Source organism: Planktothrix prolifica NIVA-CYA 540, from assembly GCF_963864145.1.
GTDB classification, from domain to species: domain Bacteria; phylum Cyanobacteriota; class Cyanobacteriia; order Cyanobacteriales; family Microcoleaceae; genus Planktothrix; species Planktothrix agardhii.
This window is the reverse complement of the sequence record NZ_CAWLTW010000001.1, coordinates 1,303,548-1,325,808: the sequence shown is the minus strand read 5'-3', so window position 1 is coordinate 1,325,808 and position 22,261 is coordinate 1,303,548. Positions and strand designations below refer to the sequence as shown.

General features: G+C 40.8%; 25 protein-coding genes. 14 read left to right on the top strand and 11 right to left on the bottom strand.

Going from position 1 to position 22,261, the window contains the following annotated elements; translation table 11 throughout:
- The first annotated feature begins 23 nt into the window (after positions 1–23).
- The 4 genes from devC (at position 24) to AC559H_RS06065 (ending at position 2,846) form a co-directional block, all read left to right on the top strand.
- Positions 24–1,199 carry an ABC transporter permease DevC gene (gene devC, locus AC559H_RS06080; RefSeq protein ID WP_026794020.1) on the top strand — a complete coding sequence of 392 codons (1,176 nt, stop codon included), beginning with the start codon at positions 24–26 and terminating at the stop codon, positions 1,197–1,199.
- Between the two features lie 174 nt (positions 1,200–1,373).
- Positions 1,374–2,129, top strand: coding sequence for a DevA family ABC transporter ATP-binding protein (locus AC559H_RS06075; RefSeq protein WP_051319625.1), 756 nt, complete (start codon positions 1,374–1,376; stop codon positions 2,127–2,129).
- 55 nt (positions 2,130–2,184) lie between these two features.
- Positions 2,185–2,478, top strand: a complete 294-nt coding sequence (locus AC559H_RS06070) for a DUF433 domain-containing protein (RefSeq protein ID WP_026794018.1) — start codon at positions 2,185–2,187, stop codon at positions 2,476–2,478.
- Positions 2,475–2,846: a DUF5615 family PIN-like protein gene (locus AC559H_RS06065; protein WP_026794017.1), complete on the top strand. Its 372-nt coding sequence runs from the start codon at positions 2,475–2,477 to the stop codon at positions 2,844–2,846. The genes AC559H_RS06070 and AC559H_RS06065 overlap by 4 nt, the downstream gene beginning before the upstream one ends.
- Positions 2,847–3,025: 179 nt before the next feature.
- On the opposite strand, the gene AC559H_RS06060 is transcribed toward AC559H_RS06065, so the two are convergent.
- Positions 3,026–3,412 carry a sll0565 family protein gene (locus AC559H_RS06060; RefSeq protein WP_026794016.1) on the bottom strand — a complete coding sequence of 129 codons (387 nt, stop codon included), beginning with the start codon at positions 3,410–3,412 and terminating at the stop codon, positions 3,026–3,028.
- 44 nt (positions 3,413–3,456) lie between these two features.
- Between AC559H_RS06060 and AC559H_RS06055 the strand changes: the two genes are divergently transcribed.
- Positions 3,457–3,780 (top strand): DUF6439 family protein, encoded by a 324-nt coding sequence (locus AC559H_RS06055; RefSeq protein ID WP_026786671.1) that lies wholly within the window; start codon positions 3,457–3,459, stop codon positions 3,778–3,780.
- Between the two features lie 136 nt (positions 3,781–3,916).
- On the opposite strand, the gene AC559H_RS06050 is transcribed toward AC559H_RS06055, so the two are convergent.
- On the bottom strand, positions 3,917–4,390 hold the full coding sequence (locus AC559H_RS06050; RefSeq protein WP_026794015.1) for an ATP-binding protein: 474 nt from the start codon (positions 4,388–4,390) through the stop codon (positions 3,917–3,919).
- A gap of 411 nt (positions 4,391–4,801) precedes the next feature.
- Between AC559H_RS06050 and AC559H_RS06045 the strand changes: the two genes are divergently transcribed.
- The gene (locus tag AC559H_RS06045) at positions 4,802–5,698 is read left to right on the top strand and encodes an alpha/beta fold hydrolase (RefSeq protein ID WP_026794014.1); all 897 of its coding nucleotides are present in this window, start codon (positions 4,802–4,804) and stop codon (positions 5,696–5,698) included.
- Positions 5,699–5,835: 137 nt separating this feature from the next.
- Here the strand turns inward: AC559H_RS06045 and AC559H_RS06040 are convergent, their stop codons facing one another.
- Together AC559H_RS06040 and ppsA are read right to left on the bottom strand one after the other, a co-directional pair.
- The gene (locus tag AC559H_RS06040) at positions 5,836–6,138 is read right to left on the bottom strand and encodes a (2Fe-2S) ferredoxin domain-containing protein (RefSeq protein ID WP_026786674.1); all 303 of its coding nucleotides are present in this window, start codon (positions 6,136–6,138) and stop codon (positions 5,836–5,838) included.
- A 215-nt stretch (positions 6,139–6,353) separates the two neighbouring features.
- Positions 6,354–8,783 (bottom strand): phosphoenolpyruvate synthase, encoded by a 2,430-nt coding sequence (gene ppsA, locus AC559H_RS06035; RefSeq protein WP_026794013.1) that lies wholly within the window; start codon positions 8,781–8,783, stop codon positions 6,354–6,356.
- 373 nt (positions 8,784–9,156) lie between these two features.
- Between ppsA and AC559H_RS06030 the strand changes: the two genes are divergently transcribed.
- On the top strand, positions 9,157–9,549 hold the full coding sequence (locus AC559H_RS06030; RefSeq protein WP_026794012.1) for a winged helix-turn-helix transcriptional regulator: 393 nt from the start codon (positions 9,157–9,159) through the stop codon (positions 9,547–9,549).
- A gap of 177 nt (positions 9,550–9,726) precedes the next feature.
- A complete protein-coding gene (locus tag AC559H_RS06025; RefSeq protein ID WP_026794011.1) occupies positions 9,727–11,016 on the top strand; it encodes a Glu/Leu/Phe/Val family dehydrogenase in 1,290 nt (429 codons plus the stop codon).
- A gap of 361 nt (positions 11,017–11,377) precedes the next feature.
- Here AC559H_RS06025 and AC559H_RS06020 read toward each other — a convergent pair whose 3' ends face one another.
- The 4 genes from AC559H_RS06020 to AC559H_RS06005 all read right to left on the bottom strand — a co-directional run bounded on the left by AC559H_RS06020 (position 11,378) and on the right by AC559H_RS06005 (position 14,446).
- Positions 11,378–12,199 (bottom strand): GUN4 domain-containing protein, encoded by an 822-nt coding sequence (locus tag AC559H_RS06020; protein WP_071782730.1) that lies wholly within the window; start codon positions 12,197–12,199, stop codon positions 11,378–11,380.
- Positions 12,200–12,276: 77 nt separating this feature from the next.
- Entirely contained in the window at positions 12,277–13,275 is a 999-nt protein-coding gene (locus tag AC559H_RS06015) for a GUN4 domain-containing protein (protein ID WP_071782729.1), read from the bottom strand.
- A 3-nt stretch (positions 13,276–13,278) separates the two neighbouring features.
- Positions 13,279–13,758 (bottom strand): hypothetical protein, encoded by a 480-nt coding sequence (locus tag AC559H_RS06010; RefSeq protein WP_026786678.1) that lies wholly within the window; start codon positions 13,756–13,758, stop codon positions 13,279–13,281.
- A gap of 118 nt (positions 13,759–13,876) precedes the next feature.
- Positions 13,877–14,446 (bottom strand): Uma2 family endonuclease, encoded by a 570-nt coding sequence (locus tag AC559H_RS06005; protein WP_026786679.1) that lies wholly within the window; start codon positions 14,444–14,446, stop codon positions 13,877–13,879.
- Between the two features lie 94 nt (positions 14,447–14,540).
- On the opposite strand from AC559H_RS06005, the gene AC559H_RS06000 reads away from it, so the two are divergent.
- The 3 genes from AC559H_RS06000 (at position 14,541) to coaBC (ending at position 16,754) form a co-directional block, all read left to right on the top strand.
- Entirely contained in the window at positions 14,541–15,164 is a 624-nt protein-coding gene (locus AC559H_RS06000; RefSeq protein WP_026786680.1) for an alpha/beta hydrolase, read from the top strand.
- A gap of 89 nt (positions 15,165–15,253) precedes the next feature.
- On the top strand, positions 15,254–15,466 hold the full coding sequence (gene isiD / locus AC559H_RS05995) for a protein IsiD (protein ID WP_026786681.1): 213 nt from the start codon (positions 15,254–15,256) through the stop codon (positions 15,464–15,466).
- A 37-nt stretch (positions 15,467–15,503) separates the two neighbouring features.
- Positions 15,504–16,754, top strand: coding sequence for a bifunctional phosphopantothenoylcysteine decarboxylase/phosphopantothenate--cysteine ligase CoaBC (gene coaBC / locus AC559H_RS05990; RefSeq protein WP_148292074.1), 1,251 nt, complete (start codon positions 15,504–15,506; stop codon positions 16,752–16,754).
- 54 nt (positions 16,755–16,808) lie between these two features.
- Here the strand turns inward: coaBC and AC559H_RS05985 are convergent, their stop codons facing one another.
- The 3 genes from AC559H_RS05985 to AC559H_RS05975 form a co-directional block, all read right to left on the bottom strand.
- Positions 16,809–17,117: a 2Fe-2S iron-sulfur cluster-binding protein gene (locus AC559H_RS05985; protein ID WP_026786683.1), complete on the bottom strand. Its 309-nt coding sequence runs from the start codon at positions 17,115–17,117 to the stop codon at positions 16,809–16,811.
- 55 nt (positions 17,118–17,172) lie between these two features.
- Complete coding sequence (locus AC559H_RS05980) at positions 17,173–19,335, bottom strand: TolC family protein (RefSeq protein ID WP_026786684.1); 2,163 nt, start codon at positions 19,333–19,335, stop codon at positions 17,173–17,175.
- Positions 19,336–19,457: 122 nt separating this feature from the next.
- Positions 19,458–19,889 carry a DUF4278 domain-containing protein gene (locus tag AC559H_RS05975; protein ID WP_026786685.1) on the bottom strand — a complete coding sequence of 144 codons (432 nt, stop codon included), beginning with the start codon at positions 19,887–19,889 and terminating at the stop codon, positions 19,458–19,460.
- 277 nt (positions 19,890–20,166) lie between these two features.
- On the opposite strand from AC559H_RS05975, the gene AC559H_RS05970 reads away from it, so the two are divergent.
- The 3 genes from AC559H_RS05970 to AC559H_RS05960 all read left to right on the top strand — a co-directional run.
- Positions 20,167–20,499: a DUF2605 domain-containing protein gene (locus AC559H_RS05970; RefSeq protein WP_026786686.1), complete on the top strand. Its 333-nt coding sequence runs from the start codon at positions 20,167–20,169 to the stop codon at positions 20,497–20,499.
- Positions 20,500–20,695: 196 nt separating this feature from the next.
- On the top strand, positions 20,696–21,007 hold the full coding sequence (locus AC559H_RS05965) for a DUF2973 domain-containing protein (RefSeq protein WP_026786687.1): 312 nt from the start codon (positions 20,696–20,698) through the stop codon (positions 21,005–21,007).
- 128 nt (positions 21,008–21,135) lie between these two features.
- Positions 21,136–22,261: hypothetical protein (locus AC559H_RS05960; protein WP_040957840.1), on the top strand; the 1,126-nt coding region annotated here is incomplete at its 3' end.

The window sequence follows — 22,261 nt, the reverse complement described above, 5'->3', positions numbered from 1 at the left end:
TCGTAATTCGTAATTCGTAATTTATGATTGGATTTATACAGAGATTAACAAATAGAACACCGTTGGGATGGTTGCAATTAAGTCATGATAAAGCCCGGATGTTAGTGGCTTTGTCAGGAATTGCTTTTGCTGATGTTTTAATCTTTATGCAATTAGGATTTCAAACAGCATTATATGATAGTAATACCAGATTGCATAATCATTTAGATGCGGATATTTTTATTATTAGTCCCCAAGCCAGAAATTTAGTCAATTTATCAACTTTACCCCGGCGACGTTTATATCAAGCACAGGATGTTCCGGGGGTAAAATCCGCCGAACCATTATATGTTAATTTTTCCGATTGGAAAACCCCAAAAACAGGCAAAAAAACAGCTATTTTAGTGATGGGATTTGATCCGCGTCAGTCAGCTTTTAATTTACCCGAAGTTCAACAAAATTTAGACGTGATTAAATTAGCGGATCAGGTGTTATTTGATCGATCTTCGAGAGGAGATTATCAAGAAGTTATTGCTAAAGTTGATCAGGGTGGAATTGTTAGTACCGAATTAGAAAAACGCACCCTAAAAATTGCTGGATTATTTAAAGTGGGGGCTTCCTTTGCGGCGGATGGAACATTAATTACCAGCGATCGCAATTTCTTACGATTATTTCCCCGAAGAAAACCAGGCGGAATTAGTGCTGGATTGATTAAAATTGAACCGGGTTATGATGTGGAAAAAGTAGCAACAGACCTACAAAATTATTTACCCAAAGATGTAAAAGTTTTAACCAATGAACAATTTTTAGCCTTTGAAAAAGATTACTGGTCAAAAAACACTGCTATTGGATTTGTGTTTAGTTTAGGGACAGCAATGGGGTTTGTCGTCGGAGTAATTATTGTTTATCAAGTTTTGGCTACGGATGTCGCTGACCATACCCCCGAATATGCTACTTTTAAAGCCATGGGATTTAGAAATGCCTATTTATTAGGGATTGTTTTTGAAGAAGCAATTATTTTAGCAATATTAGGTTTTATCCCCGGTGCTACGATTTCTTTAGGCTTATATCGTTTAACCCGACAAGCGACAAATTTACCTTTATATATGACCTTATTTCGTGCCGTTCAAGTGTTAGTATTAACGATTATTATGTGTATGTTATCCGGTGCGATCGCCACTCGTAAATTACAAGCCGCCGATCCCGCCGATATCTTTTAGTTAAAACGATGGAGCTAATCTTTAGTTCTTATCCTCCTCATTGAGATATTCTAGTTCAATCAGTAACTTTTGTGTAAGAAACCGGGTTTCTTAACAAAATCTTTGTTAAGATGTAAAGGTGATCGGAGAAACCCGGTTTCTTCTTAACAAAATCTTTTTTTTTAGGTTAACTCCATGCAAACTCAAACCCAAGATATCCAAGATTTCACAAAAACCAATACAGCCATCACAATTCAAAATTTAGAACATTATTTTGGTAAAGGTCAATTGCAAAAACAGGTGTTATATGATATTAGTTTAGAGATTGCCATCGGTGAAATTGTGATTATGACTGGCCCCTCTGGTTCAGGAAAAACCACATTATTAACCTTAATTGGGGCGTTACGTTCTGTGCAGTCGGGAAGTTTAAATATATTAGGACGAGAACTCTTAGGTGCGCGTTCAGGAGACTTAGTTAAAGCCAGAAGAAATACGGGTTATATTTTCCAAGCCCATAATTTACATGGTAGCTTAACGACATTACAAAATGTGCAGATGGGGTTAGAAGTTCAGGGTAAATTTTCTCGTTCAGAAATGCAGCAAAAAGCCACGGCAATGTTAGAAAAAGTTGGGTTAGGAAATCGCTTAAATTATTATCCTGATAATCTTTCGGGAGGACAAAAACAACGGGTGGCGATCGCCCGGGCATTAGTCAGTCATCCTCCCATTGTATTAGCCGATGAACCCACCGCCGCCCTTGATAGTCATTCGGGGAGAGATGTGGTTAATTTAATGCAAACCTTAGCCAAAGAACAGGGCTGTACTATCTTAATTGTTACCCATGATAACCGGATTTTAGATGTTGCGGATCGGATTATTCACATGGAAGATGGCGCATTAATAACTAATTCTGAACTGACACCCAATAATCAATTAAAATCAAACACTTAATGTGAATTAATTCAAGGACAGATCAGTTATAATCTAAAAAAATACCCAATTAACGATGCAAACCCTAACAGATATTGGAACACTTATCGTGTCTACCCCCGGAACCTGTGGAGGTCGTCCTCGAATTGCCCAAACCCGGATTACCGTTCAATATATTATTAATGAAATTAAAGCCGGAATTACCCCTGAAGAAATTGTTCAAGACAAACCATTTTTAACCCTTGCCGGGGTTTTTAGTGCGCTGGCATATTATTATGCAAATAAAGTCTTATTAGATACTAAATTTGCTGCCTATGATGAAGAATGTCGTCGCCTTGAAGCTGAATTTAAGGTAGGAAATCTATCGTGAGCCGAATTCGCTTATACCTAGATGAAGACACCATTAAAGCTGCACTCATACAAGCCTTAAAAAGTGCAGATTTAGATGTTGTTACTGTTGCAGATGTTAATAGATTAGGTTATTCTGATGAAGATCAACTCCTTTGGGCAATAGAACAGGGGCGGATTATCTATAGCTTTAATATAGGAGATTTTTGTCATTTACACCGTGATTTTATGGTTCAAGAAATTAGCCATGCTGGAATTATCTTAGTTCCACAGCAAAAATATTCTATAGGACAACAACTTCAGGGATTACTCAAACTTGTTTCTCAATACTCAGCCGAGGATATGATCAATCAATTGCTGTTTTTGAGTTATTATATTGAGCAGAAATGATTTATTTTCTTGGCTTAAAAAGTGAATCAAATTAAATTAATAACAAGCCCAACTAAAGGTTAAAATATGCTTATGTTCAGGACATTGGGTAATATGTCCGCATCCCCTATCACCCAAAATAATTGGTAAGTTATCATTAGAATCGATTTGAAAGACAAATTGCATTCTTCATTTTGTTTTTATCCCCCAGAACATGATTTTAACACCCAACCGATGACAATTCCTAACCCGCCAAACCGAACCGCTTGCCAAAAAGGTTCCTTAAAACTGCCCCAAGTCACCAAACGACTTTCTAAATCAAATTCTATAGTTTCTAACTGCGTTTTTAATTGGTTTAATTCCTCTTTTAACTGTTGCGATTTCGTTTGACGAATTTGAGGAATAATTTCATCAATACGGTTTTTCAATTCAATTTGACGCCGTTCATCCTGTTGAATTTGCGTCAATCGTTGTTTAAGATTAATCAAAGATTGTTCAACCTCTGTTAACCCATGTTCAATATCTTGAGTCCCATCCTGATCAGAATTATTCGTTGATGGGGGTTGAGACGATGGTTGACTTGCCATAATAATAAAAGACCGAATTCACCCCGCAATTAACACTATCATTTATGACCAACATCAATTCCACGACTCCCGACCTTTCTCACCCTAATCTCAGTCCGCGCACGGCTAGTCTCAGCGAGTATAGCACATTAGAACTCGCCCAAGCCCTGTCGGAACGGTTAGCCATTCCTGAACGAGACTGGCACCGCCTCAAGTCTGACCGCAATGCTCGCGCTGGGGAACATTTAGCAGCCGCCTTAGTCTTTCTGCTCAAGAATCAGCCGAAAGAAGTTATTCCTCGGTTAAATCAAGCGGTGGGTTGGTTAGAACGATTGATTTCCGCTCCCCCCTGTCCTACCCATGGCACAACTAAAAAAAATAAGTCATAACTATCATGAACTAACCCTAAAATTGGGAGTTGAAATCAAGCAATTTAGGACAAAATTAGAGATCAAATCTCTACCGATAGTTGCTCAACTCCCTATGGAATAAGTAGTTTTAACTGATTTTAACATATTGAAACTATTACCAATCCTGTCGTCTATAAGCAGTTGCCACTTTCTTACATAACGTCAGTTCTGTTCCGGTTCGATTCCATTGCACACGATCAAAGATTTGATAGAGAATGTACAAACCCCGTCCACATTCATGTTCATCATGAGGTAAATTAGAATCGTGGGTTTCTTGTTCGCAATCTTCCTCCTGACGCAATTGACATTGACAAGGAGGTTTAAAACCACCGCCCTGATCTGATATAATCCACCAACAATAATCTTGAATCAGACAAAAACGGACGACTACTGTTTTACTTGGGTCTAGCTTATTGCCGTGCTTGGCAGCATTGACAAGAGCTTCCTGTAGTCCTAGACGAATTTCGGCTTGCAACGGGTCTGGAATGTCAGACAGAAGCAAGTCCAAAACTGGACAGAGATACAATGTGGAAGCAAAGCTGATAGTGACCCAGTTTCGTTTAACCGGACGCGATGTTAAAGCAATCACACGGAAAACTCCCTGGCAACGTGGTGGATAAACCTCACACCCTACATAGTTATAAATTCTCTCTTACTTTGGAATTTAATCTGAGTGGGTGAGCGTGAGTACCCGTTCATTCATTAGATTACCAAAAGAATAGGAAAAAACACAATTGATTTTGAAAAATAGTGTATTTTTTTGTATTATTTCTGAAATACAAACAATCTCAACCTTCGATAAATCAAGGAATTTTGCAGTAAAACAGTCAAGAAAAGACCGAGATTTGACTGTTGATTATGATGATAAAATCAACCCTCTTGATTTATCCTAATGGATAAAAGTTAGTAGCTATTGATACAAAAGACCAAATTAGCTTTCATTCTTATAATACTTTTGTTAATATTATTAATGTAACTTAACATTTTTTGATAAAACTACATGATAACCCCCCCAACAATTACCCCGGAAGTGATCCTAGGACAATATTGGCAGTGGCGGGATCAGTCCGTTTACTATGTCCGTGCGGGTGAACGTCATCCCCAGCGTCCGCCGTTACTGCTAGTGCATGGGTTTGGAGCTTCTACTGACCACTGGCGTAAAAATATACAAGGGTTACAATCGGATTTTGAAGTCTGGGCGATTGATTTATTGGGGTTTGGTCGTTCGGCAAAACCCCAGGTCGAATATAGTGGACAACTGTGGCGAGATCAACTCCACGACTTCATTACAGAGGTGATTGGTCAACCCGTGATTTTAGCTGGAAATTCTTTAGGAGGGTATGCGTGTTTATGTGTTGCCGCCCAATGTCCATCAACGGCAAAAGGTATCATTTTACTCAATAGTGCCGGGCCATTTACGGAGATTGATCCCCGTCCAGAACCGACTTTTTGGCAAAAGGCCATTTCTCAAACGATGCGATCGCTATTTCGCCAAGATTGGGTAAGTTTTTTAATTTTTCAATGGACAAAACGCCGTTCAATTATTCGTAAAACCCTACTTAAAGTCTATCTTGATCCCAATGCAGTTACCGATCAATTAGTCGAAGAAATTTATCTTCCCTCCTGTGATCCTGGTGCAGCGCAGGTGTTTGCCTCAGTATTCAAAAGTCCCCAAGGAGAAAAAGTTGATATATTATTAAATCAGTTAACTGCTCCTCTATTATTAATTTGGGGAGAGGGTGATCCTTGGATGAAATGTCGAGAACGAAGTGGCAAGTTTCATCAATATTATCCCCAGTTACAGGAATATTTTCTAAATGCGGGTCATTGTCCCCATGATGAAGTTCCTGAACAGGTTAATATTATTATTCGTTCTTGGGTTTTAGAACAGGTTTAATCGCTTAATTATGGCCTCTCAATCCCTCTTTTTAAGGGGGATATAATAAATCCTTTGCTCATTAGTCAAGGTTGTTAAGATGCGATGAATCGCAACAACGGTTTAATAATCAAGATGCGATGAATCGCAACAACGGTTTAATAATATTGATATCGGGGATGAAAGCGGGGGTTGAGTTTTTCTTGGACGGGTTCGCCTTGTTTTAAATGTTGTTCAACTATCAGGGGAACATCTTCCGGTGTAACCCGATAATACCAAATTTCATCGGGAATTACTCGCACCGTCGGGCCAATATTACACTGACCCAGACAACCACTGGCTTCCATTGTGACGCCCTCAATATTACAATTTTGGAAAGCCTCCAGAACTTTACTAGACCCTTGGAGTTGGCAAGACTGATGTTGACAAATTAACACACAACGAGGGGATTGAGTTGGCATAAATAAATATTTAATTTCAATTAAAGACTAACAATTAACTCCATCTATAATTTAACTTAAAACAACTCGGAAGATCAAAGTTAGTGTTTACAACTTCTTTGTGTCTTTGTGGTTAAATTAGCGATTAAAGGATAGAATATTGCGCACCCTACAAAAAAACTGCTCTAGCAGATGCTAAAGCAGAGATTGACTTACACTATATTACACCTGTTGACCTAGAGGGATGCTTCCATCTGAGCAATATCCAAAGTTGTCCTCAACACCGAATCAGGATTTAAACTGATGGAATCTATTCCTAATTCCACTAAGAAACGAGCAAATTCAGGATAGTCACTCGGTGCTTGACCACAAATTCCAATTTTACGATTATATTCTTTAACCGTAGTAATTGCCATTTCAATCATCCGTTTTACTGCTTCATTCCGTTCGTCAAAAATATGGGCAACTAAAGCAGAATCTCGATCTAATCCTAACGTTAATTGGGTTAAATCATTCGATCCAATTGAGAACCCATCAAACACCTGACAAAATTCATCCGCCATCAAAACATTACTGGGTAATTCACACATCACATAAACTTGTAACCCCTCTTGACCGCGAACTAACCCGTGTTTTGCCATTTCTGCTAAGACTTTTTTCCCTTCCTCCGGTGTGCGACAAAAAGGAATCATCGGGATCACATTTGCTAATCCCATTTCATTCCTTACCCGTTTTAACGCTTGACATTCTAAGGCAAATGCTTCTTGATATTTCGGATCATAATATCGGGAAGCACCCCGCCAACCAATCATCGGATTTTCTTCGATAGGTTCAAATTGCCGACCCCCCAATAAATTCGCGTATTCATTACTCTTAAAATCGCTCATCCGCACGATAACAGGGTTGGGATAAAATGCCGCCGCAATCATACTAATTCCTTGGGCAAGTTTATCTACAAAGAAATCCGGTTTATGTTTATATTGTTCGGTTAATTTGGAGATTTGTTGTTTAACGGTTTGATCCTCTAATTGATCAAAATGAATTAACGCTAAGGGGTGAGTTTGGATATGATTAGCAATAATAAATTCTAACCGCGCTAACCCAACACCATCATTAGGAATAGCAGATAATTTAAACGCTTCTTCCGGGTTTCCCACATTCATCATAATTTTGGTATGGGTTTTGGGAAGATAGTCTAATACCGTTTCTTCCACCACAAAAGGAATTAAACCTTGATAGACTTTTCCTTCTTCTCCTTCCGCACAGGAAACCGTAATTTTATCTCCGGTATTTAAGACTTCCGTGGCATTAATTGATCCTACAATTGCCGGGATTCCTAACTCCCTGGCAATAATCGCCGCGTGACAAGTTCTACCCCCGGAGTTAGTAATAATTGCACTGGCTTTTTTCATAATTGGTTCCCAGTCGGGGTCAGTGCGATGGGTAACTAATACATCCCCAGATTGGAACTGATCCATATTTTTAATATTAGTCATGATGCGGGCTTTTCCCTGTCCAATTTTATCCCCAACTGCCCGACCTGTAACTAATATGCGACCTTGACCTTGCAATTTATAATTCTCTAATACCCGACCTATTTTTTGAGATTGTACGGTTTCTGGGCGAGCTTGAACAATAAATAACTCTCCAGTTAAGCCATCTTTTGCCCACTCAATATCCATCGGTGAATAACATTGTCGGACTTGAGAATAGTGATCTTCAATCATCACTGTCCATTGGGCTAATTTTAGAATTTCATCTTCGGAAAGGGCATATTTTTTCTGTTCAGAAATCGGAACATTAATATTTTTGGTAGTTTGTCCGATTTCATAGACCATTTTAATCGCTTTTGTCCCTAAGCGTTTCTCTAAAATAGGTTTGAATCCTTCCCGCAAGGTGGGTTTAAAAACTAAATATTCATCGGGATTAACTGCACCTTGAACAACGTTTTCTCCTAACCCATAAGCTGCCGTAATTAAGGCAGCATTTTTAAACCCTGTTTCGGTATCAATGGAGAACATAACTCCCGATGTGGCTAAGTCGGAACGTACCATTTTTTGAATCCCGACGGAGAGGGCAATATTTAGATGATCAAACCCTTTTAAAGCCCGATAGGAAATAGCGCGATCGGTAAAAATAGAGGCAAAACATTGACGAGTTGCATCTAATAAAGCTTTACCTCCTTTTATATTTAAGTAGGTTTCTTGTTGTCCAGCAAAACTAGCATCCGGTAAGTCTTCGGCGGTGGCGGAGGAACGCACAGCAACATCAGTATTTTGACCGTAGCGATCGCCAAGTTTTTGATAGGCGGATAGGATTTCGGTTTCTAATTTTGGCGGAAATAGGGTATTTAAAATTAGCGATCGCGCCCGTTGACCACAATCACGCAGATTTTTCAGATCTTCGACATCTAATTTGGCAAATAATTGTCTGAGTTGTTGTTCTAAATTAGCATAGGTAATAAAATACCAATAGGCGTAAGCTGTAATTGCAAATCCTTGGGGAACATTAATTCCTTTGGGTTGTAATTGTTGAATCATTTCTCCCAAAGAAGCATTTTTTCCTCCGACTAACCCAATATCTTTAATTCCGACTTGATCAAACCACAGAATTAAGGCTTGTTCTTTAGATTGAGATAGGGGTTTAAATGGTAAAGTTTTTAACATGGTTTAAATCTCTCCAAACGCAACTGACTATCTAATAGTTAGATAGGGTTTGTGTACTTTTGTTGCAAAATAAGTCCGTTGAAGGAAAAGGTTAGTTTTTTCTGTCTTTCGACGGAGTTAACATTTCCTTTACAATATAAAAATCCTTGATCCCCATAGTTTAAACGTCTAGTTCAATTTTGTTTAAGTTGGAGAGCAGGGGTGGCTGACTCAATTGTTGGCGTTTAATTGTTCCTACTTTTATCTTATTTCTTCTGTGGGAAATCGGCATCCCTCTTGCTAAAATAGTCTTAGTTACTTAAAGGAAAGAATAGCGACCTATCGGCTTCTGAGAGATATTTTAAGAAACGTTAAGTTTTATTAGGAGGCGCGAATGAAAGTTAAGGAATGTTACAAAACCACGGAAATCTGGGAAAGCAACCAATGTCTGGACGCCATTTGCCCCATTGAGTTCATCCTAGATTTGATCGGAACAAAATGGTCAATCTCCATCCTGCGGGAGTTATTTCAGGGACACCAACGCACCCATCAATTATTAGAATCCTTACCTGGAATTAGTACCAAAACCCTGACTGTCCGCTTGCGGGAGTTAGAAAAACATGGGTTAATCCTCCGCACGGTTTATGCTGAAATTCCTCCACGGGTAGAATATTGTCTAACCGATAAGGGACGGGAACTTCAACCGATTTTAGTCGCATTGAAACAGGTGGGAGAACACTGGTTAAAGGATAGTCACTGTATTTGTCCCCTAGAATTGGGAGTCTAGGGAATTACGAATTACGAATTACGAAAGCAAACTGTTCCGGTGTTCCCTTTCCATATCACTCATAAATGTAAAATTCTGTAACAATTATTACAAATTTAATCTTTTCTTCGGGATCACAGGTTAGGCTACAGATATGAAAACAAATTCAACTATCTGATCTCAATAGGAGGTCTGCAAATGGTATCCTCTCCTGTCAGAATTAATCCCGCACCGACTCCAGCCTATATTTGTCCCTACGATCGCACCTGTAGCTATTTAGGACAAGCGGCGGTTGAATTGGATCTTGATGACAATGTGCTGGTAGTATTACAACAACCCCGCAAAGTTGTCACCGTCTCGATTCCCGTCAAACTCGATAACGGTAAAGTTGAGGTATTAGCCGGACATCGTGTGCAGCATTGCGATGTACTTGGCCCCTATAAAGGAGGTCTACGCTATCATCCTTCGGTGAACCTGGGGGAACTCTCCGCCCTGGCGATGTTAATGACCTGGAAATGCGCTTTATTGGGAATTCCCTACGGGGGTGCTAAGGGTGGCATTGGCTTTGACCCCCATCAATATAGTGTTAATGAATTAGAACGGATCACCCGTCGCTATGCAAGTGAACTGATCAAAGATATTGGGCCAGAAACCGATATTCCTGCGCCCGATGTAGGAACTTCCGCTCGAGAAATGGCCTGGATTATGGATACCTATTCGATGAATATGGGGCGGGCGGTGCTGGGGGTGGTAACTGGAAAACCCCTATCCATTGGTGGGTCAAAAGGGCGGGAAATGGCAACCGGACGGGGCGTGATGATTGCCGTGCGGGAAGCCTTAGCCGAACAGGGCAAATCCCTCAAAGGTACATCCATTGTGATTCAGGGTTTCGGAAAAGTCGGGGAGGCGGCGGCGCAACTGTTTTATGAAGCGGGAGCGAAGGTCTTAGCGGTTTCTAATGTCCATGGCGGGATCTATTCAGAAAATGGCTTAGATATTCCAGCCCTGCAAGTCTACGCGACTCGAAATAATCATGATATCACGGGATTTCCTGATAGTGAACCGATTGACAATGCCGAATTATTAACATTAGCTTGCGATGTGTTAATTCCGGCGGCAATGGAAGATCAAATTACCGAAGAAAATGCCGATCAAATCAAGGCTAAAATGATCGCTGAAGCTGCTAATGCCCCGATTACATTATTGGCTGATCAAATGTTAGAAGCTCGGGGAATTATGGTTTTACCCGATATTCTCGCTAATGCGGGTGGCGTGGTCGTTAGTTATTGGGAATGGGTACAAGGTCAATCCTTTGTATTCTGGGATGAAGAACGGGTTAACTCAGAAATGGAACATCTGATGGTACAGGCCTATGCTCGTGTAAGTGAACGAGCCAGACAACGGGGGGTTTCTATGCGATTAGCAGCTTATACTTTAGGCGTTGGTCGAGTAGCTCAAGCCTTAAAAGATCGGGGTTTGTATCCGTAAATTAGTTTACGCTTAATCAGGACTTACGCATGAGGCTCAAGAAACCGGGTTTCTCTGAAGGACAGTAGACTTTATTGATAAAAACGGAACAAGAAACCCGGTTTCTGCGTAAGTCCTGATTAAGATGAAATTCGAGATGTTGCTGAAAAGTTTGTCTTAGCCAACTGCTATGACCCGAAAGTGGCAATGCAATTTTTTAATGAATCTTGAACGTTTAACAAAGCAATGGGTTAACTTGGCTGCTAGTTCATCACTGGAAACCCTTGCTTTTTGAAAAATTCCTGTGGTTTTGAGTTAGGAAAAAGCCGATGTTTGTGTAAAAAAAAACCAAAAATTAAGCTTGACAAAAAGCATGATGTTCTTATATGCTAAAGGTTACAAGTCTTTGCGCGAGAGAAGAGAATAGTTTCGCCTTATATACCCGATGATCCCGTGCCCGAATCCTCCGGAATCTCAACACGTCCTCCCGCCGCAACACCAAATATAAATCAAACACCACTTCAAACCACCACATATTCTCACCGCTAAGATTCCCATCATAAGGGTTCGGGAGATGTCCCCGGGCTGCTTCTAGATCAAAGTTAAGGTCTTTGTAGTACAACAACCAATCTCCGTTGACACGCCAACCGACGCGATCGCAAAACTTTTTCCACACCTCAGCATTATACTCTCTTGTGCCTCCCAGACTTTGGTAAATTTCCTTCTGAACACTGAAACCAAACTTGCCGTTACTGTAGTGCAACCAAAGTTGATTAATGGTGCGTAAATCTTCACAGGGAAAATTATCAATATCTTTTTCTCGCAGCCATCCTTCTTTCTGCGTTCCCGCAGCCAGACACATTACCATTGACGTTTCCACGTCTGCTTCCTTCCATTTTCCTGCTGCTAAAAGATCACGCAGTTGAGAGTAGTCAACACCCTTTTCACTTTTAAGTTCAATTTTTGTGATTTGGGGAATATTGGGTGAGTTTAGCTGTTGCTTTTGTTGCTCCTGCTCTAAGAGTACAACAGAAATTCTGGTTTTTAATTTTTGAATCTCTGTGTCGCATTCTTCAATACATTTCCTTAACTCAAACTTCTTTTCTGCACTGGCAGTAATTGACAATTCATACTCAAAATAAGCAAGTTTACTTTGCCAGTTACTAAGTGATTCTTTTAATTTTTTTAATGTTTCTGAGTTCATTGACTATTTAGTGTTTATTTTTAGATAATAAGGTCATTAAGTTCAATAAATACTTTCAAGGATTGATATACTAGAATTTACAAGTCTTTCCGTGAGAGGAAAGGTATTGTTACCATCATTTTAATAGATAACTTAATTCCTCCAAGTATATGAGCCTGAAGCTGCATAAATCCCGCCTTATCTATTGAATTACTGTCTATTTTTTTACCATCACATTTATCCCAAAAAACAAAATATATCCCAGGCAGATGACCTAGAGGAGCATTGAGATTAAAATTCAGGTCTTTGTAATTCAACCAGTCATCTTTAATGCGCCAGCCAAGATGATCACCCAACTTTTTAAAGATGTCTGGTTTATAATTCCTCGTTCCGCCTAGACTCTGGTAAATTGCTTTTTGAACACTGAAACCAAACTTGCTATTACTATGGCGTGTCCAGAGTTGGTCAATAGTTTTTAACTCTTGAGGGGGAAAGTTATCAATTTCTTCCTCTCGCAGCCATCCTTCCTGCTCTTTTCCAGCAATTAGACAAATTACTCTTGCAGTTTCCTCGTCTGCTTCTCTCCAGTTTCCTGCTGCTAGTAATGATTCAAGCTTAGTATAATCAATACTTTGCTCTAAACAATTCCCAGCTTTACTCTGCTGTTGTGAACTAGACTTATAAATATTAGCGATGTTATTTTCTAATCTTTGAATTTCTTTCTCACATTCCTGAATATTTTTCTTTAACTCAAACTTCTCTTTAGCACTGGAAGCAATTGACAACTCATACTCAAAATAAGCCAGTTTATCTTGCCAATTTTTAAGAGCTTGTTCTAGCTTTTCATCGCCGACTTGTTTATCAATCATATATTCCACTTTTTTAGTTTCTCCTTTAATTTCTTCTGTATCAGGAATGCTAATTAATTTAATTTGCTTGCTTATTTCATTGATTTTAAATTTATGCTCTTTAATAAGCATATTTATATAATCTTTTTTACTAAAATCATAATAGGAAGTCATTGATAATTCATACTCAAGATAAGCAATTTTATTTTGCCAATTTCTAAGTGCTTGCTTTAACCTCTCCTCAGACATTTCTTATCTCCGTATCTTAGCCTTAATTGACTTCCAAACTTTGTACATAAACGCTTCTGTATCCATCTCTAATTCATAAGATGCAAGGAGTGGAATTAAAGGCAGTGCGACTTTTAACTTGGCAGATGCTGCTTTATCTCCTTCGTCTAACTTGGTGCGGATTTCTTGTAATAGGCTCATGAGTTCTGGAGGATACTCACTCTGTGGGATACGCTCAATGGCTTCAACTGCCTGCTCTACTCTCATCAACTGAGTCGCCGCTTCTTCATCAGAAATCAGAATTGCTTCTTGGGGGTAAAGCTCCCAATATTCGGCTTCATAGCGTCGGATACTGGGCGAAATCTCACGCTTAATTCGCTGTCTGAGTTCAAATTTTGTAGGAGCGTGTGCAGTGATAATCAACTCCTGCTCAAACTCTCCCAATTTTTCATAGAGAATTTGCAGGTTTCTTTCTAAATCTTGTAACCGTTGGCGATCGCTCATTTTTCCTCGTAACGGGGGAGTATGTCAATGATATCTGATTGTGCTACCATTTCCGGTAACAGGAAAGGTAAACAACCTGTCTAAAAAACCTAGTCACCTAACGGCAAAACGCGATCGCCTATTTAAAAATAACGTTATGGTAAATTTCTGCCATCGGTAATTCTATACCAACAGAATCCAAGGCAACTGACGGTTCCAAACCCTGAAAATCACTCAGTAACCAACCTTGAGATTGTCTACTATAGTGTTCGACAAAGGGTTCATCCTGTTCAATTAACAAATATTCACAAAAACTGGGAATTGTTCGATAAATCCGAAACTTACTTTCGCGGTCATAACTTGCAGTTGTTGGCGAAAGCACTTCAACAATTAGGAGGGGATTCAAAACTTCATCATGGCGATTGCCGTTGAGTTGCGGTTCACCATCAAAAAGCATCATATCTGGATATAAGCCCCGTTTATACTCAGGAATCCACAGCCTTAAGTCGCTATTAATAGGTTCAAATTGCGTATCCCTAAGCACAACAGATAAATAGGTCAAAATATTGCGACCAATGCGACTGTGATTGAGCGATCCTCCAGCCATGGGTACGATTTCTCCATCACGATATTCACTACGTCCTTCTGATTTTTCTTCAAGGGCGCGATATTCATCCAAACTATAGTGATGAGCAACGTTAGCGATCATCGAAATTATGTTGGTTATAGACTTATGAATTTTACCGCCCACCTGCTTAATGGAGATTAAAATAAACCATGAATGTTAAAAACCAACGACAATCATGGCTTTAAAGTTTATCTCCATCCCCCCTGAAACTGGCAAACCCCCTCAAGGGTTAATTGTACTAATGCACGGTTGGGGAGCAAACGCCGAGGATCTCACCTCCCTGGCTCCGATGTTGCGTTTGAGCGACTATCAATTTATCTTTCCCCAGGCCCCCTTTCCCCATCATCAAGCCCCGATGGGATGGGCTTGGTACGCCTTAGAAACCCCCGAAGGTGAAGGATTAGCCGAAACCCAACAGCAGGTCAGGGAATGGCTAGAATCCTTAGAAGCGAGTACCGGAGTTCCCCTGTCCCGAACTATTTTAGGGGGATTTTCCCAAGGGGGGGCGATGGCGTTGGATATGGGACGTTATTTTCCTTTAGCGGGTCTAATTATTTTAAGTGGTTATTTGCATTTTTCCCCCGAACCTTTAGACCATGATCTACCCCCGATATTAATTGTTCATGGTAGACAAGATCGGATTTTACCAATACAAGCCGCCAGGCAAGCCAGGACTGCTTTTGAACAGTTGGGGGCAAAAGTTCAGTACCAAGAATTTAATATGGGTCATGAAATTCGACCCGAGGTTTTCGGGTTAATAAGAAGTTTTGTAATAGATTCTATACCACAATCAACCTAATAGCCTTAGTATAGAGGTGGGGTTATCCATTAATGGTAACTTCGCCTAGTCGTGCTCAAAGCAAATGCAATTCACGGGAGGTTTAACTCATGACAACCTTGACTCGATCCTCACCGAATATTCCTACTCTAACGGCCGATGATGTGGCTGAACTTGCTGCTCGTCTGGAAGGAGATGATTATGATAATGCCTTTGAAGGACTCAATGATTGGCATTTGTTACGCGCTATCGCATTTCAACGTCCAGAGCTAGTGGAACCCTATGTTTACTTGCTCGACCTTGAAGCCTATGATGAAGCCTAACTCTTTGATCGTTTTTAGGTTACAACTGGATTAATTGATGGAAACGATGACGCCTTCCACCTTTGAGAATCATATTCTAATTGGAATTAGTGGAGGCATTGCAGCTTATAAAGTCTGTGAAATTGTTTCAACTTTAGCGAAAGCTGGGGCTGATGTGCGCGTGATCTTGACCGACTCAGCCCAAGAATTTATTACTCCTTTAACCTTTGCGACTCTCTCCCGTCATCGGGCCTATACGGATCAAGAATTCTGGCAACCAACTCACGGCCGTCCCTTACATATTCAGTTAGGGGAGTGGGCGGATATTTTTTTGATTGCACCCCTCACCGCTAATACCTTAGCTAAATTAGCTACAGGATTATCGGATAATTTACTCACCAATACGGTTTTAGCATCCAGTTGTCCAGTGTTACTAGCTCCAGCTATGAATCGGGAAATGTGGAAACAGGTTTCCGTACAACGCAATTGGCAACTTCTGTTAACTGATTCTCGATTTCATGGTATTACTCCCACTACCGGAATTCTCGCCTGTGATCTTCCCGCCACAAACCCAGGCAATTTCTCCACGCCAGGAGCCGGAAGAATGGCTGAACCCAAACAAATATTAGCTCACATTAATTCTTTATTAAATACCAAAGGCAAGCGAGATTTAATTGGAAAAAGAATATTAATTAGTGCGGGTGGAACCCGGGAACATCTTGATCCGGTGCGGTTTATTGGCAACCCGTCAACGGGTAAAATGGGACTGGCTTTAGTACAAGCAGCAATTCACCGAGGAGCCTCAGTCACCTTGGTTCATGGCCCCATGAGTACGGAATTACTGGGAAATTTGCCAGAAGTAGAGTTAGTCTCTGTCACCAGTAGTGAGGAAATGTATCAGGAAATGATCGCCAGATTTCCCCAAGCAGATATAACAGTGATGGCAGCGGCCGTGGGAGATGTGAAACCTGCTATTTATAGTCAGGATAAATTACCCAAAGCTCTTTTACCCAAGGAACTACGATTAGAACCTATTATTGATATTGTAGCAGAACTGGGAAAAATGAAACAACCTCACCAAAAATTAGTCGGATTTGCGGCACAAACCGGGGAAATTTTAACACCTGCTCAAGATAAATTACAGCGAAAAAATTTAGATGCTATTGTCGCAAATCCGATTGATTTAGCTAATGCTGGATTTAGTAGTGAAACCAATCAAGGGATATTATTAAGTCGTCAGGGACAGAAATTAGAAGTTGGGGTTTGTAGCAAGTTACAATTAGCCCATCAGTTATTTGATTTTATCTAATTAACTAATAACTAATAACTAATAACTATAGCAATCCTAAATCCGTGATCCTCTTTACTTCCGTTTTTGCGGTTTAGTTTGAACACTAATCGGGCCATTAACAATAGTTTGGCAAGCCAATCTATAGCTATCGGGTTTTTTCTTCAGAATCCGGGATTCAGCCTCCGTGCGGGGAGGAAGATTATCAATACCTTCGACAATTTCCACAATACAAGTCCCACACTGACCATAACCGCCACAGTTCATCATTTTGCCGGTGAAAGTATATAAATCAATCTGGTTTTCTAGGGCCTTAATTCTTAAATTTGCCCCGTCCGCGGCAATGATTTCCTTGTTTTCACTCACGAATCTGATATTACCCATTTTGATGTCCTATTTTCCTAAAATCTTAACTGGTAGAGTTTTGAGCAATTGTCAACTAAAGAGGATAATCCGACAGAATATTCCCCGGAAGGTTACTAACAGCCCGTTGCAAGGCAGACAAAGCACGGTTATAACCAATAATGGCATTGAGGAGTCGGTTTTGAGCGCGGGTTAAGTCCGTTTCTTGGTTAATCACTTCTAACTGAGTTCCCACCCCGGCTTGAAACCGTAAACGCGCTAAACGTAACGCTTCCGTTGCTTCCTCAACCCCCAAACTAGAGGTTTGAATATTATCAAAGTTAGCTTGGAGGTCATAGTAAGCCCGTTCCGCATCCAAACGAATTTGATTCAGTAATTGATTAAAGCGCTCATCCGCGATACCAATATCTAACTCACGCTGTCGGGCTTGAGCTTTAGCCGCACCCCCATCAAAGAAATTCCAAGATAACTGAACTTGAGCATCATAGCCATCGGCCCAGCCCCGCACAGCCCGGTAATCAGGGTTATCGTTGATTCTTCCCAAAACGTTGTAAGTCGCCCCCACGGTAACATTTGGACGAGTGGCGGCTAGGGCAGCCCGGCGTAATTGTTGAGCGCGATCGCGTTCAGCTAACTGTTCTTCCAACTCCGCCCGATTTTGATAGGCTTGAACAATCGTTTCTTCCAAGGTTAAATCCCAAGCTCCCGCCAAAGCAATCGGGTCAGCCGCCAATAAATTCGTATTTTCATCAATATTCAGAAGCGCGGCCAGTTCTCGCCGACTTTGAAATTGATTGCGCTGAGAATTAGTCAGATCCTGTTGGTTATTGGCGAGGGTGACACGAGCTTGCAACACTTCAAAACGGGTTCCCACCCCAGCCCGTTCCAAAGCTTCGGCATCCTCTAAACTCTTTTGAGAGTTTCGCACAGCAGCCGCTTGAATTTCCACTGCCGCATCTGCTTCTTGCAAATTGTAATAGGAACGAGCCACATTAAATCGGATTTCTTCTAAGGCCGTTTCTAACCTTAACTCCAGAATCCGTAACTGTTCTTCTGATGCTTTAATTCTGGCCCCTCTCAATCCATTAATTCCCAGGTCGTACTGCAATTGAAAGGAATTATCAAAGGAATAGGTTCCATAGCGGGTCTGAAATTCCCTATCATTCGCCCCGGGAACGTTATTGAACCTATTCACTCGTAGGGTACGGTTGGCTGCACGAACCTGTAAGTCCTCCGCAGCAGACACATTGCGAGAAAAACCGGAACGAAAGACCAAACTCGGATATAAATCTGCTTGGGTTTCCCTGACCGCCGCCAAGCTTTGTTCAACTTGCAGTTGGGCAATACTGGCATTTTCATTATTCCGAATCCCTAAATCAATCGCTTGTTGAAGGGTGACAGGAACCGTTTCCTCAATATTTACCTGTTCCGGTAAGGTGGGGCGATACAAGGGATCACTACTCGGGAGCAGAATCCGGGGAGGATTGGTTTGTAAGGTTCCATTGGGAGTCGGAGGGGGAAAGGGAGTCGTGGGAGGGGTCAGGTCAGGAACCGTTAAAGCGGGTCTACTGACTTGAGCCAGTTGAGTGGGTTGAGATTGCTGAACTCGATTCACAGAATCGGTTAGGGTTGCAGCTTGGGTAGAGGGATTGGGTAATGCAACCTCAATCTCTTGGAGACTATTGTTTTGCGAGGATAGTCTATTGTTCCCTAGGGGATGGGGCAAGTTAAAAACGGGGTTGACCCTAGTTGTTGGTGTTGGGGGAGTCTCTGCGGTTGTTGGGTTAGAAACAGCCGGGGTCATCCTCGGTGTTGCTTCAACACCAGTGGATGCCGTTGTCATGGGTGCAGGCTGTTGGGCGGTTTTTGTAGGATTTTGTTTAAAAACTGGCGTGGGTAATTTCGATGGTATCGAAGACTCAGTAACGGATTCCTTTGTCATTAATAGATTATCAATGATCCGACGGCCAGGACTAGAAGCCCTAGACTGAGATTTTGTAGGATTTTGTTTAAAGGTTGAAGTTAGGATTTCTGCGGGTAAAGACGTTTCTGCTTGCTCAGGAGCCGGATACTGAGATTTGGTTGAATTTTGTTGAAAATCCTGCGGTTGAGTTGTATTCGAGTCAGGCAATTTATCCTGAGATGCAATGGGGGAAGGAACTGCTGTTCCTGGCCCCACATTGATTAAGGTGATTGCTCCACTCACTCCCACAGCCATCAAATTACGAAGAACGGACATAAGGCTTCTTTTCTTGTCTACAAGTCCAGAAACAATTTTAGACTAAGGAAGCAATATTCCTAAGTTTTTTGATGTTAGATATCTGATGGGATCGCTCAAACCCAACCGGGTCAAGCCTTGCTCTAGCAGGCAATATGTTCTGCTTCTAAATCTAATAAACGCAGCAGATGAAGATCGCCCCGGGCCACTGCTGCTTGACGTCTACGGTCGAGTAAACGGCATAAATGATTGGCATGAACTTTTGCCAGATTCTCGTCCAGTGGCTTCTCAGATGCGGCTAAATGGAGTAAGGCTCCTCCACGGGTTTCCGCCACTTGGCTTTTGTTGGAGGCAATGGCTTTGACTTCGTGCAGAGGATGAGGATGTCGTGGCTCCGTACTTCCGTAGGAAATACCCCGATATTTCATGGGGTGCGGGGTTTGAGGCACGGGAACATGGCGAGGATAGTGAAAGTGGACGCTTTGACCCCGATATTTGCCTGTTAATTCGCTTTCTACCAGATCAACTGGCGAAAAAGAGGTTTCGTACTGATGACCACGATAGGTTAGTTTCATCTGCTGTTTCTCCTGAGCTTAGTTTTAAAGGGACTGTCTTTAAGACAAATTGTAAACGGATTTTAAATGATCTTTTTATTTCTGTATTCATTGTTACACTTTTTCAGGTTATATCCATAAACTTAACAATTATTTAAGAATGATCTCTCAATTTGCGTTGGGGGAGAGGGTTGATTCTGGTTTAGATCCATGGCTATAAAACTTTTGTTAAGAAAATTATTAAGAAATGTAAAGAGTGTTAATATTGTCTTATACTGAAGTCTTAATCTAACCATCCATGCTAAGTTCCAACTTGCCCGAAGAGTCAGAGCTTCTCAAATCGATCTTAGAACCGCTACTAGAGGATTTTGAATACTGGTTTGAGCGATCGCGCCATCTTTTAGAAACGGAGGAGATGTCCTTTTTGACTCAGCCTCAACAATCTGACCTGTTGAACCGAATTATCCAAGCCCAACAGAAGGTGATAGCGACCAAAACCATGTTTTATGCCACGGGGGGACAAGTTGGAATAGAAATGACCGTATTAATGCCTTGGCATAAACTATTGACAGAATGTTGGCAAGTGGCGACTCGCTTTCGGGTGGAACAGGCTAATCATGTCAAAAATTGAGATGGGAGGCTGAACTCCCCAAAAATTAATCAACTTTTTAAGTAGAAAGGTTCAATCTGTTGATAGAATATATCAAAATCCAGGTAAATGAGCGTTTCAATGACCCACCCCGGATCAAGCTCTAAAATAAAATACCCTTTCTATTAGAAAACGGCTTTAGATTAACCAAATAAACCCTAGCATTAAGGAGATAAAAATGTTACATTTAGTTTACGTCTTAGCTTTTACAATTTTGGCTTTTCTCGCGGTTCGGAATTTAATTCAAAGTCTTTTGACAGTGAGTATGGAATCCCATAAACTTCATGACCCTCGAAACTATGGCGGGTTAAATAATTCAGGACAGACGCGAAAAACCCTACATCCAGAACTACTCGATGAAACGGGAAATTTAATTAATGAACCTTTGTTAGTGATGCGCTCTTTGTCCGTTCAAGATGCGCGAAATCAATTAGATAATTTATATAAATCTTCTCCCGGTTATGGGGATGATATTCATGACGATGAATAAAAAACATTAATCATTAGAAATTTAATCATGATCGGGGGACTTAGCCCCAGTCCCCAATGATCCAATATTCTGATAGACTAAGCTCAAATATTGATCGTTAACTGTGATTTTCAGTTAAATTAGAAATTATGGGGAATTTGTTCTCCATCGGACTGATCCCCGCCAATGAATTTGGGGGCTGGCGTCCTCGGATTTTCGGTCAACAGCTTGCGGTTATATATATGTTGTTAAATAAAAAAGATACATCGATATTGACCTTAACGTTATTGTTATCAATAGCGACGAGTCCCATCGCCTGGGCGACTTCTCGATGGAACTCTAACTCTAGCGTCAATTCTTCCGCGCTTTCAGAGTCGTCCTTGTTGTCTCCCCCACAGGTTAGGAATATTAATATTGTTCCCCCAGTAGGAGAGTTGAAACCCAAACCGGGATCAGATTCTGGGTTAGGGTTGAGTTCCCAACAACAGATTCTATTGAGCCAGATTGATTCGGGTTCACCCCAAACTAACGCGAACAATGATAGCCTAGTGGGGCAATCTTCCCAAATGCAGCCGACGACGGTTCCCGCAACGGAAGGAGAAATCCCGATTTGGTTATGGTGGTTACTCCCTGTGATCCCGTTTTTGGGTTTATGGGTTAATTTACAATTGAAAGCTCAACGTTCTAAGTCCCCAGTCAAAAAACAAGAAGACCCTATTTCTGTTCCCTTATCTACAAAACCCGATGTCACCGGGGAGCAACCTCATAAAAATTCTACTCAACTGGATTTTAATAGTTTGACAGAACCTCTGAAAACACCATTTTCTCCTAATATTAATCATCAGTTTATAGAACCTTTAAAAACACCATTTTCTCCAGCAGTTACTACTTTTTCTCTCCCTCGTACTATTATTCAAAAACGGCATCAGACAGAAACATTTCAACTAGAAAATAATTTACAAACCCAAGGATTATCTATTAGTTTAATAGAATCGAAGAGGGATAATTTAGATTCTGCGATCGCCATTTCCCCGCATGAATTAATCCTATTTGAAAATCAGGTTAAAATCCCACCGAAAGGAGAATTTTTCACCCCAGCAAACTCTCCTGAGCCGGAATTTTATCCTGTTAAAAATGGGGGAATTGAAGAAGTTTCAGAAGTAGTATTAATCAATGAAATTGACCCGGATGAAGATGAAACTGTAATTGCAGAATTTTTGACAACAAAAACACAAATTGAGAATATACCAGTTTCAGAAATAGTAGAATCTGAGC